Source organism: Paenibacillus sp. SAFN-117 (genome assembly GCF_051966115.1).
Lineage (GTDB): Bacteria > Bacillota > Bacilli > Paenibacillales > NBRC-103111 > Paenibacillus_L > Paenibacillus_L residui.
In genome coordinates this window covers 1-12,871 of sequence record NZ_JBQCLK010000059.1, presented here as the reverse complement: position 1 = coordinate 12,871, position 12,871 = coordinate 1, and the positions used below count along the sequence as shown (strand labels likewise).

Here is a 12,871-nt window from a genome sequence, read left to right as displayed (position 1 = left end):
TTGGGTTACTTTTCCTGTATGCACCTTTAACCTTTATTCCCATGAATTTTTCGACAAGAACTTTTCACTGTCCAGTTCTTTAATGAGCTAAAATAAAAGCAATTCGGAAGAAATTCATAAAATGCATTTAGGTTATATTAAGAAAAATATATGAATTTTTAGTGAGGGAGGCATACAGCATGAACGAAATCGAGACAATCTACCGACAGTTGTTGAATGCGTGGAACAATCAAGATGCACGAGAAATGGCTGACTTGTTTTCGGAGAGCGGCGAGCTTATCGGTTTTGACGGAAGTCAAGAAATTGGACCGGAAAACATTTTTTCGCACCTTGACCCCATCTTCAGAGACCACCCCACCGCAAAATTCGTTAGTAAAGTTAATGATGTGCGCTTCTTAGGTTCAGAGACAGCATTGTTAAGAGCGATAGCGGGCATGGTTCCCCGTGGACAAACTGATATCAACCCGGACGCCAATGCACATCAGACCCTTGTTGTTAGCAGGAAAGAAGGGAAATGGAAAATCGAACTTTTTCAAAATACCCCTGCTCAGTTTCATGGTAGACCAGAGTTGGTCGAACGTATGACAGAGGAATTACGATCCATGCTATCATGACTCGCTTAAGCGACTCTGAAACAGAGCGTGCAGCTTACATGTATACAGCCCTTTCCTAGTTCTGTCGGAAAGGGTATTTTTATTTTCTAAATTTCTCCATTTGGCAAAGTGTTCCGTATAAAATGAATCCTTTTGGTAAGATAAACAGTATATATACTAAGACTAATTTTAAAGAGGAGAAGACTATGGGGATCTTATCCAGATTTAAAGACATTATGTCCAGCAATATCCATGCTTTTTTAGATAAGGCGGAGGACCCGGAGAAAATGCTGGATCAATACTTACGAAATCTCAGAAGCGATTTAGGCCAGGTAAAGGCGGAAACGGCTTCGATTATGGCGGAAGAACAAAGAAGCAAGAGGCAGTGGGATGAATGCAAATCGGAGATCAGCAAGCTGAAAAAGTACGCGGTTAAAGCTTTGGAAGCCGGGAATGAGGGCGATGCCCGGACCTTCCTGGAGAAAAAGTCTTCTCTGGCTGCGAAAGAAGAGGAGCTGCAAGCAGCCTACAATCTGGCGTCCGCCAATGCGGTTAGAATGAAAGAAATGCATGACAAGCTCGTATCCGATATCGGAGAGCTGGAATCAAAGGCAGCCATGCTCAAGGGCAAAATGGCCGCAGCCAAGGCCTTGAAGAGAATGAATGAAATGGGTTCATCCGTCGCCGGTGCCAATTCATCCATTTCTGCTTTCGGAAGGATGGAGGAGAAGGTGAACAGGGCATACGACGAGGCTGAGGCGTTGGCCGAATTAAGAAAGGATCCGGCAGACGAATTCGAGGAGTTAACGGAGAAATACGAGGAAAGTAACGATGTGGAAGATGAGTTGGAGGCCCTCAAAAAGGAACTTAAAAACAATAAAGAATAATCGCACGAAGCTTCACCGGATCGGGTTTCTTCATTCCAACTGAAAGTGTTAAAATGAAGGAATAAGCTGTAGCTGTAGCTACAGCTTTCATAATGAAAGGCATTGAGCGAGGTGACACAGGGGATGGTTATCCATTACAAATGTCCCAACTGCGGCGATGATATGGCATTCGACAGCGATTCGGGAAGGTTAACCTGTCATAGCTGCGGAAGACAGGATAGAATAGAGGAATTTTCCGAAGATTTCATAACAACGACGTTTTCTGACGAGGACGCCCACGAATATCACTGCGACAATTGCGGCGCCATATTGATTACAGAGGCGGAAACAGCGGCTACGACGTGCAGCTTCTGCGGAGCGGGTGTTGTGCTTGGGGACCGGTTATCGGGGGCATTGGCTCCAGCCAAGGTTATTCCATTTACCATTAGCAAGGAACAAGCGATGGCTGCATTTCGCAGATGGTGTAAGAACGGCAGGCTAACTCCTAAAGGTTTTATGACAGCGGATAGGGTTAAGGGGATTACAGGAATGTACATTCCCTTCTGGTTGTATGATTTAAACACGAAAGCGAAGGTAAGTGCCGATTGTACGAGGGTGAGGCAATATACAAGCGGTAATTATATATATACAGAGACGAAACATTATGATGTGTATAGAGATATTGATCTGAATTATGTTAAGGTTCCCGTGGATGCCTCCAAAAAAATGAATGATGAATTAATGGATAAATTAGAGCCGTATGATTACAGCCATTTGAAAGATTTTAAAACACCGTATCTGGCAGGATTTATCGCCGAGAAATACAACTACAATGACGAGGAGCTCCTACCCCGGGTTAAAGCAAAAATCCAAAAATTCATTGATTCCTATATTAGCTCAACCATCTCCGGCTATACTACAGTCCGATATAGAAGCAGACAAATCGATACCAAGAAGACAAGCAGCCATTACGTTCTTCTCCCTGTCTGGATGGTATATTATGATTACGGTAAAGCCGTGCACACTTTTGCGATGAACGGCCAGACGGGCAAGGTCGTCGGTAAGCCTCCGATCAGTTACGGTAAGGTCGCTCAATGGTTCGGCGGCATTGCTGCCAGTACCTTCATAGCGCTAAAACTCATCTCCTTAATGATGGGAGGCGAGATATGGTGAATGGAAGAACGGCTTTAAAAGCGATTATGCTTTGCTTGGTAATCATTCCTTTTTTTCTATCTGCAGTAAATATTTCGCAGGCTGCCGCGGAGTCCAAACCGAAAGTTTATGATTTCGCCAATCTGTTGACCGAGACGGAAGTGGAAGAGCTTGAAGCGATGGCCGATAAGTATGGAGCGAAGAGAGAGACCGAATTTATCATATTAACGACCAAAGATACGGAAGGCAAAGACGTCGTTAAGTATATGCAGGATTTTTACGACGACAAGGCACCGGGGTATGATAAACCTCATGGCAATACAGCCATACTGACGGTTGATATGCAGCATAGAGAAGTGTATTTGGCAGGCTTCTATAAAGCGAAGTTATATCTGGATGATTCCAGGCTGGATTTAATCCGTAACAAAATAACACCGGATTTGTCCAACGGGGATTATTATCTTGCCTTCAGCAAGTTTATAAAGACCTCTTATAAATACATGGGGATAAAGCCCGGTGTCAACCCGGAAAATATTCTCTTTACACTATGGTTTCAACTAGCCGCCTCCTTGGCTGTAGGGGGAGCTGTAGTCGGAGTTATGCTGTACAACTCGGGAGGTAAAGTCACTGTAAATGAAGGGACTTACCGGGATTTCCAAAACTCCAGAGTTCGTGAGCAGCGCGACGATTATATACGGACAACGGTCACCAAACGCAGGAAACCGTCCTCGAACAGCAGCAGCGGAGGCGGTGGCGGAGGGGGAGGAACGACCAGCGGGGGTCATTCTCATAGCGGAAGCAGAGGAAGCTTTTAAGAATCCTAATCATACGGAAGGGAATGAGAAAAGAGATGTCCTTTTTTAGAAATCAATTTGCTAATGTAGTGGAATGGGAAGAGTTTAGAGACGATATGATTTTCTGGAAGTGGAGCAATCGGGAGATCAAGAAAGGGAGCCGGCTTATTATCCGTCCCGGCCAGGATGCCATATTTATTAACAACGGTAAAATAGAGGGGATATTTCATGACGAGGGCGATTATAACATAGCTTCGGAAATTATCCCTTTTCTGTCCACGCTCAAAGGCTTCAAGTTTGGTTTTAACAGCGGCATGAGAGTAGAAGTGCTGTTCGTCAACACGAAGGAATTTACCGTAAAATGGGGCACGAAAAGTGCGATTCACATTCCGACCCCGCAGCTTCCCGGAGGGCTGCCGATTCGCGCCAATGGAACGTTTAATTTTAAGGTGAATGATTATGTGGCTCTAATTGATAAAATTGCCGGGGTTAAAGAAAGCTACTTTGTCGATGACATCAAGCTTAGAATGACCTCGATCCTCGATCAGCTTCTTATGAAGTGGATCTCGAAGGAAGGCAAGGACATGTTTAACCTGCAGGCCAATGCTTTCGAAATTGCCCAAGGGATCAGGGAAGATATGGATATGCAGATTATAAACGATGGAATTACCATCACCGGCTTTAATGTCATGAGCTTCAATTATCCGGAAGAAATTCAAGAGATGATCACGAGGACCGCTTCCCACAGCATGGTTGGAGAGCTCCAAAGATACCAGCAGATTTCCATGACCGACGGGATTGCCTCCGGCAAGGTTCAGGGCGGCGGTGCGGCATCCGATATGGCCGGCATGATGATGGGTATGAATATAGCCAATGAAATGCTGAAGAACATGAATAAAGGCAAAAACACGACCGATCAGCCGGCACCGTCCGCCCCTCCCGCACAGGCAAATAATGATGAATCCGACAACACTGACGGCGGCAAACAGAAGCCGAACTTCTGCCCAAATTGCGGAACAAAGACGAGCGGCGGCAACTTCTGCTCCAATTGCGGACACAAGCTGGTCTAATGATTATATTCCTAAGGATCATATACAACACAACCTCGAAGCCTTCCCTGCCTTATGGGGAGGCTTTTTCCGTATTGTTCCCCCATTAAGGAACGGAACACACTATATCTGTTTTTATATTTCACGGTAAACGCGCAAGTGCAAAGGAGGACGATAGCCGGTTATCCTTGGCTGGCGGAAGCGCTGCTTATCTTATAGTTTATATGCACCAATAAGCTCCATCTTCAATAAACTGTGTTATGTGCCCATTTCGGTTGGTTTATGGGAATATTGCAGGGAGAGGTGTCAAGGGTATGAATTTATTTGAAAAGGAAGAGCTGATCCGGCAGGCTGGCCCGGAATTGGAAAATCGCTCAGCCGAATACGTCCTGGCATGGGCAGTGGAACGTTTTCCTAACATCACCCTGGCTTGCAGCTTCGGGGCGGAGGATGTTGTGTTAGTGGATCTGCTGAATAAAGTCAGTCCCCGCACAGATATATTCTATCTGGATACGGACCTTCACTTCCGTGAAACCTATGAGACCAGGGACCGGTTGGAAGAGCGGTATGGCAAAGCATTCGTACGGGTGAGTCCCAAGCTTAGCCTGCAGGAGCAGGCCGAGGCGTATGGAGAGAATCTGTGGTCGGTTAATCCGAACCAGTGCTGCCTTATTCGCAAGGTAAATCCACTGGCCGAAGTGCTGAGCAAATATGAGGCCTGGATTACCGGAATCCGAAGAGAGCAGGCTCCGACCAGGGCCAATGCGGGCAAAATTGAGTACGATGTCAAATTCGGACTGATTAAGTTCAATCCGCTGGCTGATTGGAAATCTGAGGATGTGTGGAATTATATCCGCACGAACCGGATTATCTACAATCCTCTGCATGATTCAAATTATCCAAGTATAGGGTGTGAGAAATGTACTCGTCCGGTCCGGCCGGGAGAAGACCCGAGAGCGGGACGGTGGTCCGGCTTCCAGAAGACGGAATGCGGGCTGCATAACGATTCTGTTGGTGTTGAACTGCAGAAGTGACCAAACGGGAGGAACATACATGAAACTGGCTTATGAAGCTCATGGCGGACCGTTAGTAGATCGAAGAGTTAGTGGAGAAGAACGAGAAAGGCTGCTGCAGGAGGCTGCCGGGTTGGTTAAGGTCCCTATCCATTCCCGCACTTTGTCGGATCTCGATTTGATCGCCGTGGGGGCGTTCTCTCCGTTAGAAGGCTTTATGACGAGAGACGATTATCAATCGGTTATTGAGCGGATGAGGTTGAACAATGGAGTGGTATGGAGCCTTCCCATTACACTTGCGGTAGAAGAAAAATACTTATCCCAGATATCTATAGGGGAAAACATAGCGCTAACCGGGGCGGACGATGGGGTCATCTATGCAGTGCTGGAGGTCAAGGATATTTACAAGGTCGATCAGAAAGAGGAGGCCAGACAGGTTTTCCTGACCGACAGCGAAGAGCATCCCGGAGTCGCCAAGCTGTATGAACAGCCGGCAGCTTATGTGGGCGGCCCTGTGAGGGTTCTTAACCGCAAGCCGATTAACGAATACAGAGAGTATTATTTTGACCCGGAGGAGACCCGCCGAATATTTGCAGACAAAGGGTGGAAGACCGTGGTCGGTTTCCAAACGCGTAACCCGGTTCATCGTGCTCATGAATATATCCAAAAGAGCGCCATGGAAATCGTGGACGGGCTGTTCCTTAACCCGCTTGTAGGAGAAACGAAAGCCGACGATCTGTCCGCCGATGTACGGATGAGAAGCTATAAGGTGCTGCTTGAGAATTATTATCCCAAGTCTCGTGTCTTCCTCGGCGTCTTCCCTGCCGCCATGCGTTACGCCGGCCCACGGGAAGCGGTCTTTCATGCCATCGTTCGCAAAAACTTCGGATGCACGCATTTCATCGTCGGGCGGGATCATGCAGGGGTTGGAAATTATTACGGCACTTACGATGCCCAACTGATATTTAAACTATTTCAACCGGAGGAGCTGGGAATAAGCCCATTGTTTTTCGAGCACAGCTTTTATTGTACGCGCTGCGAAAATATGGCCTCCGCCAAAACATGTCCTCATGATCCGCAGGATCATCTTCATTTATCGGGTACTAAAGTCAGGGAACTGCTGAGGAACGGACAGCATCCACCCAAGCAATTCACCCGGCCGGAAGTGGCGGAGGTGCTAATTCAAGGGATGGCGGAGCAAATAAACAGCCGCTAAGTCGTGCTGGAATGCCTGTCATAATTGTCCACCCCCGTCCATATGATTAAACAAGAGTCAGCGGATATAGGGGTGGATTTATAATGCGAAAGTTCAGGAAGAGAGTCATCTTCTGGATTACCTTAAACGGCGGGTTAAAAATATTACTATCGGCATGGGTAGTTCTAATGATGGTATTCCTGTTTACCACCGAGCTGCCTTCCACCAAGACCTGGTCTTATTGGACCATGCCGCTGTCGGGTAAGGTTATAGCGGTGGACGCCGGACACGGGGGGCCGGACGGGGGGGCCACGAGCAAGAACGGGCTGGTGGAGAAGGACATTAATCTGGCCATTTCCTTATATTTGCGTGATTATCTTCAGCAAGCCGGAGCGATTGTCATTATGACGAGAGAGACAGACCGTGATCTGGCCAGACCGGAAACGAAAGGGCTTAGCAAGCGTAAGACCGAGGATTTACTGAAGCGAGCTGAAATCATTACGAAGCAGAAGGCGGATTTATTGGTCAGCATTCATCTGAACAGCATCCCCTCCGCTAGGTGGAGAGGAGCTCAAACCTTCTATTATCCCCAGGGACATGCTGACGGCAAATGGTTGGCCACCCATATCCAGAATGAAATCAGAGCGAATTTGCAAAATACGGACCGAGTGGCCCAGACCGTCGAGACCATATATTTGTTAAAAGCGACGAGCGTTCCGAGTGTTCTGGTGGAAGCGGGTTTCCTATCCAATCCGGAGGAAGCCAGGCTGTTAGGGAACGAGGATTACCAGAAACAATTGGCCGCTTCGATTTATCAGGGCATTCTGAGATACTATTCGGGGGAAAAAGTTGGTGACACCTGATTATTATTGATATAATAACTTTAGATACGATAATGACGGATATAGAGGTGAACTATGGTATCCAGGGAGCAAGTCATCGAAGCGTTAAAGCATGTACACGATCCGGAATATCATCGTCCGGTTACCGAGTTAAATTTTATTAAAGATGTCATGGTCAAAGAGGATAGAGTTGCCCTTACCTTCGTCCTTACATCGGAAGACGAAACGCTGAAGAAGCAGTACCGTCAAGATGTAGAGGAAGCGATGGAGGGGCTCGGCATCAGCAATGTGCATATCCGGTTCCGTCTAATTAACCAGTATGAGCGCGAGGAGCTCGAGGCCAAGGCCCAATCTGGGGACAGCAGCAGGAGCTCAGCCAAGCAGGAAATTCCCACTCATGCGCCGAAGGCGGGACAAGCGCCGCTTCTCGGACCCGATTCCAATGTACAGTTTATCGCGGTGGCCAGCGGTAAGGGCGGGGTAGGCAAGTCGACCGTGACGGTCAATCTGGCTGTTGCTCTGGCACGTCAAGGCAAACGGGTCGGAATTATCGATGCGGATATTTACGGTTTCAGTGTACCCGATATGATGGGTATCGAGGAAAGGCCGCAGCTCGTTGACAAAAGGATTATTCCGGTAGAGCGGTTCGGTGTCAAAGTTATCTCCATGGGCTTTTTTGTCGAGGATAATGCCCCGATAATTTGGAGAGGTCCGATGCTTGGCAAAATGCTAAGAAATTTCTTCTCCGAAGTGGATTGGGGAGAGCTGGATTACATGATTCTGGACCTGCCGCCGGGTACCGGAGATGTAGCGCTAGATGTTCATCAGATGATTCCGCACAGCAAGGAGCTGATCGTGACGACTCCTCATGCGACGGCCGCATTCGTAGCGGCGCGGGCCGGAGCAATGGCGCTTCATACCGATCACGAAATTCTCGGTGTTGTCGAGAACATGGCGTATTATGTAAATAAGGACGGAGAGAAGGACTATATTTTCGGAAGAGGTGGCGGGGCGAAGCTGGCGGAGGAGCTGCATACAGAGTTGCTTGCCCAGATTCCGCTTGGAGCACCGGACAATCACATTTCCGAGCCTGATTTCTCCCCATCGGTATATAAAGCGGACAGCGAAACCGGGAAGCTGTATGCCGAAATGGCCGAAGCCATTATTGGAAAGTTAGGATAAACGTGACTTGGCTGATCAGGGCTAATGCGCAATGCATTAGCCCTGGTCAATTATATACATAGGAATTTGTAAATTCGGGGTATTGATTCGTTAATTGAATTATGAACCGGATTGTTGATCTCCGCCCTGATCTCCTCCACCTTGATCTCCGCCGCCCTGATCTTCTTGGCTCTTTTCTTCTTTATTCCCCTTCTGCCCCTGCTTGCCTTTCCCGCCTTCCTTCGGTTTCATTTCTTCCTCAATGGCTTTACTGAACAATTGCATCAATTGATCGCGGAACAAAGGACTTTGCATCGATTCCTCTATAATTTTCATCGTTTGCTGCCGATATTGGGTGCTTTTCATGGTGTCCATGATCAGCTTTTCGAACTGCGAGTTCTGCATCAATTCCAGCATCTGCTGCTGATATTCGGGATCCTTCATCAAGTCCTTGGTCAGCTGCTTATTATATTTTTGAATCGATTTGGCAAAATCTGCGGCAAATTTAGGATCGGTCATCGTCTTCTCGATCAGGTGGGCGTTATTAGGATCGGTTAGCACGTCTTTAACGGCCATCTGAATCTGCTGTCCTTCACCGGTTGACAACAGCTTCATGGTTGGATCCTGATTTTTGGACGCCGCTTGCTGGACCGCTTTCTGTCCTTCTTCCGAATTGAGAATGTCAAGCATCATGGACTTTATGTCCTTATAACTTTGTTGGTTCTGACCCGACTGTTCATTTTGCGTTCCGCAGGAAGTAAGGAGAAGAACGATACAAAATAAAGCAGGGAGGATGCGGAAATGTCGATGTATCATGGCAAAATGGCTCCCTTCCTGGATTGTAAAATTATTATGTGTGAAATCCGGCGAATTATGTTGATGGGCATTAGCTTTTTGTTGTAAACGTTGGTACAATTATGGTTGAATGTTTTTATCGCCATATAGGATTTTGAATGGTTTCGGATGAAGGCTTACAAAGTTCTATACTGGGGTAACCAATAAAAAATTAGGGGATCTGAGGAAAGACCTGCTGGAGGCGAACATGGCTTGACTTTGAGAAAATGGTTCCATCTATTTTGGACTACATTATTATTGGGGACGGCGGCTTCTTTAGTTGTTGGGCTTGCCCTTGTCGGAATGACTGAGGACTTCCATTTTTTGGAAGTTTGGCAAGCCGGCTTTAATTGGGAAACTATTATTTTCATAGTGTTGGCGGGGGCTACCATCAGTGTCGTTAGTCAAATGGGTTTCTTTGCATATTTGATTACCCGATACATTGCGATGGGGTTCCTTAGAAGCAAATTTCTCTGGGATGTGCTGCAAATTCTTCTGGTAGCCATTGTATACTTCGATATGATTTATTTGACTTATACCAGCTTCGCTGCTGAAGGTGAGTCGGTATTTCCGTATTTTATTTTACCTACGGTATTGATCGTGCTTTCCTCGCTGGTATCCTGGTGGAAAATGAAGGAAACGAACAAGAGCGCATTTATCCCTACGTTGTTCTTTATGTTTAGTGTAACGATATTGGAGGCACTTCCGGCTCTGAAGCTCAATAATACGCCTTCGCACATCTTTATGCTGACCCCGCTGCTGATATCGAATACATGGCAAATCATGCAGCTTCACAAACTGGTGGGCGACAAAAAAGAGGCTTCCGCAAAAGCCTCCTGATTGCAAAGGATTCATCCATCGGGAAATATGATGCGCCGCCTTGACAAGGCCTGACCTGAATTGGAGTTGGTCAGGTCGTTTTATCTTCTACAGGCTGTTTAGAGACCTGTGCCTGCTCCATGAGCTGGGTTACCGTCACAAATTGATAGCCGTCCGCCTTGAGCCGGTCAATAATAACAGGCAGAGCTTCGTGCGTTTGCTTAACTGAATCGCTGGCATGCATAAGGACTATATCCCCGGGATGGGCTTTGTCAAGAACACGGTTTACAATATTATCCGTTCCGATGTTCTTCCAGTCCAAGGAGTCGGTATCCCACTGAATCACTTTATATTTCAGTTCATCGGCGATCTTAAGCACCCTTTTGTCAAAATCTCCGTTCGGCATACGGATTAAATTAGGCTCTTGACCTATTGCTTCGGAGATGATTTGGTGAGCGGTTTGAATTTGCTTGCGAATCTCCTCATCGCTTAACCCGCTGTAATTGGTGTGTTTATGGCCATGGCTGCCAATTTCAAATCCCGCTTCTTTAATTTTTTTCACAATTTCCGGGTTTCCTTTGGCCCAAGGCGAGGAGATGAAGAAGGTCGCATTCGTAACTCGCTTCTCCTTCAATACATTGAGGATGGGTTCCGCTCTTTTGTCCCCCCAACTGATATCGAAGGTTAAGGCAATTAATTTTTTCTCGGTCGGAATACTGTAAATAGCGGCCGGTTCATTCTGGGAGAAGACAGATATGTTACCTTTTTCCGCATAAATAATACCGGCGGCGAAGATGACTGCGACGAAGATGGTCAAGTATTGCTTAATTTTTTTCCCGTTTAACACATAAAAATAATTCACCGAGGAAACCTCCTTTTAAGCCTTGTCGTCACCTTAGGGAAGGCTTGGAATACTTGTCTAATCCAAATGTATGCTAGTACCATATGAACTTATGTCTAAACTTCTTGAAAAAAGAGAGATTCATTTTAGACAGACGTCGGATAATAGGCCTATCAAGTTAAGAGGGGAAATCGGAAATTCTGGGCTAAACGAAGGAACAACGATCAGAGTGGGAATCTTAGGCAAGTTTCTCTAAAAAGCAAACTTATCCTAGTGATAGAGGGCAGAAAATACGGGAGCGGCTGTGAAACGAATTTGAAAAAGGGGATTGATTTATGAGCTTTTCAGCATTGTTCAAGCATTTTAAAGAAATGAAGCATTATTTTATTGCTTCCACACTTGTCTTTGCCGTCGGAATATGGATGGGATACAGTTCCCCGGATTCCTTCGGCACGATCATTAATGGCCAATTGGATCGGTTGCAGGGAACAGTCGGTGGATTGATGCAGCAAGATAACATGCAGTGGCTGCTCTTTTTATTTATTCTAATGAACAATACATTTTTATCTATCGCAATCATTTATTTGGGAGCGTTCTTTGCCTTGGTCCCTCTTTATTTTTTAGTTTCAAACGGCATGCTAATGGGGTATTTAGCTTTAGGCAATACAAATGGCCAAGATTGGTGGCTATTTTTCAAGTCAATAGCACCGCATGGCATCATTGAGATTCCAGCCATTCTCCTGGCGGGCGCATATGGAATTCGTTTCGGATTCCTGATGGCAGAAGGGGTCCTGACTTTCCCGAGTCTGCGTAGAAGAGCTATAATGCGCAATAAATTGTATGTATTCTTGAAGCGAACCATTCCGCTGATCGGCGTTGTCGCAGGGATGCTGCTTGTGGCCGCTATTGTGGAAAGCACAATCACCTTATGGCTCGTGACCAGGTGACGGATTATCTGGCATAACTTCTTAAGGAGAGGCTTCACTTTTTGGGATTCGAGAAAACGTTGCTGCCCTGTTTGTTATACAACGTTCTTGTCTATATCTGTCCTATCCGGATAACCCGAAATGAGCAAATATGAAATCCCCCGCCGTGATCTTGCCACAATAATGCTCAACAAAAAAATCTCCAAATGAATTCATAAAACTAGCAAATTGTGTGCATAACATTAAAGCGGTGCGAAATCCGTTATTAGGTCTTTCCTGTGGAATGGCTTTTTAACATAAAGGGTGAAAGGGGTTTGAATATGCTCGGGTTTCTGTTTAACGAAAGAGAATGCAGGGAATTAGACTATGTGCTGCGTAAGGAACTGGATGAAATGTTATTCGATTTAAAGGATGAGGAAATGAATGCCGAGCTGAAGAGCGCCATTGAATCCAGGTATAACGTTGTGTTTCGCATGTATGCCCGGCTGGCTTCGCCTAAAGAAATCTCCAGGTACGCCAGAAACCGGATCTATCAGTAGGGAATTTGCTGAATATTTTAAATTAATTTAAAACAAAAAGAGCTATTGACTACTCCTAATGTATGTGATAAATTATTCTTCGCCGCTTCGAATGGCTTGTCCCGATAGGCAAGCCTCGGCAAGAATGGCAAAATTTTTTTGAGAAAAAAGCTTGCATTAACAGCGTGTTCTATGATATATTAAAAGAGTCGCTGTTAAAGAACGGCGGCACAGAAAAAAGCAGCATTGCCCTTTGAAAACTGAACAA

The 12,871-nt window shown here is 46.1% G+C and carries 14 protein-coding genes; 12 read left to right on the top strand and 2 right to left on the bottom strand.

The features are described 5' to 3' along the window. Positions 1-179 precede the first annotated feature (179 nt). The 9 genes from ACTHRH_RS24990 (at position 180) to ACTHRH_RS24950 (ending at position 8,686) form a co-directional block, all read left to right on the top strand. Positions 180-614, top strand: a complete 435-nt coding sequence (locus ACTHRH_RS24990; protein WP_144936605.1) for an SgcJ/EcaC family oxidoreductase — start codon at positions 180-182, stop codon at positions 612-614. Between the two features lie 185 nt (positions 615-799). Beyond that, complete coding sequence (locus tag ACTHRH_RS24985) at positions 800-1,480, top strand: PspA/IM30 family protein (RefSeq protein WP_144936609.1); 681 nt, start codon at positions 800-802, stop codon at positions 1,478-1,480. A 123-nt stretch (positions 1,481-1,603) separates the two neighbouring features. Continuing rightward, the gene (locus tag ACTHRH_RS24980) at positions 1,604-2,632 is read left to right on the top strand and encodes a TFIIB-type zinc ribbon-containing protein (protein ID WP_144936612.1); all 1,029 of its coding nucleotides are present in this window, start codon (positions 1,604-1,606) and stop codon (positions 2,630-2,632) included. Then, positions 2,626-3,426 (top strand): TPM domain-containing protein, encoded by an 801-nt coding sequence (locus ACTHRH_RS24975; protein WP_144936615.1) that lies wholly within the window; start codon positions 2,626-2,628, stop codon positions 3,424-3,426. Before ACTHRH_RS24980 ends, ACTHRH_RS24975 begins: the two co-directional genes overlap by 7 nt. Positions 3,427-3,461: 35 nt before the next feature. Further along, complete coding sequence (locus ACTHRH_RS24970) at positions 3,462-4,475, top strand: SPFH domain-containing protein (protein ID WP_440418146.1); 1,014 nt, start codon at positions 3,462-3,464, stop codon at positions 4,473-4,475. A gap of 293 nt (positions 4,476-4,768) precedes the next feature. Next, entirely contained in the window at positions 4,769-5,488 is a 720-nt protein-coding gene (locus ACTHRH_RS24965; protein WP_440418144.1) for a phosphoadenylyl-sulfate reductase, read from the top strand. A 19-nt stretch (positions 5,489-5,507) separates the two neighbouring features. Further along, positions 5,508-6,683 (top strand): sulfate adenylyltransferase, encoded by a 1,176-nt coding sequence (gene sat, locus ACTHRH_RS24960; protein WP_379291854.1) that lies wholly within the window; start codon positions 5,508-5,510, stop codon positions 6,681-6,683. 83 nt (positions 6,684-6,766) lie between these two features. Then, positions 6,767-7,525 carry an N-acetylmuramoyl-L-alanine amidase CwlD gene (cwlD, locus tag ACTHRH_RS24955; protein WP_440418142.1) on the top strand — a complete coding sequence of 253 codons (759 nt, stop codon included), beginning with the start codon at positions 6,767-6,769 and terminating at the stop codon, positions 7,523-7,525. A gap of 54 nt (positions 7,526-7,579) precedes the next feature. Then, entirely contained in the window at positions 7,580-8,686 is a 1,107-nt protein-coding gene (locus ACTHRH_RS24950; protein ID WP_144936630.1) for an Mrp/NBP35 family ATP-binding protein, read from the top strand. A 99-nt stretch (positions 8,687-8,785) separates the two neighbouring features. Here the strand turns inward: ACTHRH_RS24950 and gerD are convergent, their stop codons facing one another. After that, entirely contained in the window at positions 8,786-9,481 is a 696-nt protein-coding gene (gene gerD, locus ACTHRH_RS24945; RefSeq protein WP_379291859.1) for a spore germination lipoprotein GerD, read from the bottom strand. Between the two features lie 231 nt (positions 9,482-9,712). On the opposite strand from gerD, the gene ACTHRH_RS24940 reads away from it, so the two are divergent. Beyond that, positions 9,713-10,339 carry a KinB-signaling pathway activation protein gene (locus ACTHRH_RS24940; RefSeq protein WP_440418139.1) on the top strand — a complete coding sequence of 209 codons (627 nt, stop codon included), beginning with the start codon at positions 9,713-9,715 and terminating at the stop codon, positions 10,337-10,339. A gap of 70 nt (positions 10,340-10,409) precedes the next feature. Here the strand turns inward: ACTHRH_RS24940 and pdaB are convergent, their stop codons facing one another. Then, a complete protein-coding gene (gene pdaB, locus ACTHRH_RS24935; protein WP_150960548.1) occupies positions 10,410-11,180 on the bottom strand; it encodes a polysaccharide deacetylase family sporulation protein PdaB in 771 nt (256 codons plus the stop codon). Positions 11,181-11,494: 314 nt separating this feature from the next. On the opposite strand from pdaB, the gene ACTHRH_RS24930 reads away from it, so the two are divergent. Together ACTHRH_RS24930 and ACTHRH_RS24925 are read left to right on the top strand one after the other, a co-directional pair. Continuing rightward, positions 11,495-12,106: a stage II sporulation protein M gene (locus ACTHRH_RS24930; RefSeq protein WP_144936641.1), complete on the top strand. Its 612-nt coding sequence runs from the start codon at positions 11,495-11,497 to the stop codon at positions 12,104-12,106. A 299-nt stretch (positions 12,107-12,405) separates the two neighbouring features. Further along, entirely contained in the window at positions 12,406-12,624 is a 219-nt protein-coding gene (locus ACTHRH_RS24925) for a hypothetical protein (RefSeq protein ID WP_144936644.1), read from the top strand. Positions 12,625-12,871 lie beyond the last annotated feature (247 nt).

Bases quoted from the DNA above. Each gene is read 5' to 3' on its own strand.
- ACTHRH_RS24990 (WP_144936605.1), top strand. From the start codon at position 180: ATGAACGAAATCGAGACAATCTACCGACAGTTGTTGAATGCGTGGAAC.
- ACTHRH_RS24985 (WP_144936609.1), top strand. From the start codon at position 800: ATGGGGATCTTATCCAGATTTAAAGACATTATGTCCAGCAATATCCAT.
- ACTHRH_RS24980 (WP_144936612.1), top strand. From the start codon at position 1,604: ATGGTTATCCATTACAAATGTCCCAACTGCGGCGATGATATGGCATTC.
- ACTHRH_RS24975 (WP_144936615.1), top strand. From the start codon at position 2,626: ATGGTGAATGGAAGAACGGCTTTAAAAGCGATTATGCTTTGCTTGGTA.
- ACTHRH_RS24970 (WP_440418146.1), top strand. From the start codon at position 3,462: ATGTCCTTTTTTAGAAATCAATTTGCTAATGTAGTGGAATGGGAAGAG.
- ACTHRH_RS24965 (WP_440418144.1), top strand. From the start codon at position 4,769: ATGAATTTATTTGAAAAGGAAGAGCTGATCCGGCAGGCTGGCCCGGAA.
- sat (WP_379291854.1), top strand. From the start codon at position 5,508: ATGAAACTGGCTTATGAAGCTCATGGCGGACCGTTAGTAGATCGAAGA.
- cwlD (WP_440418142.1), top strand. From the start codon at position 6,767: ATGCGAAAGTTCAGGAAGAGAGTCATCTTCTGGATTACCTTAAACGGC.
- ACTHRH_RS24950 (WP_144936630.1), top strand. From the start codon at position 7,580: ATGGTATCCAGGGAGCAAGTCATCGAAGCGTTAAAGCATGTACACGAT.
- gerD (WP_379291859.1), bottom strand. From the start codon at position 9,481: ATGATACATCGACATTTCCGCATCCTCCCTGCTTTATTTTGTATCGTT.
- ACTHRH_RS24930 (WP_144936641.1), top strand. From the start codon at position 11,495: ATGAGCTTTTCAGCATTGTTCAAGCATTTTAAAGAAATGAAGCATTAT.
- ACTHRH_RS24925 (WP_144936644.1), top strand. From the start codon at position 12,406: ATGCTCGGGTTTCTGTTTAACGAAAGAGAATGCAGGGAATTAGACTAT.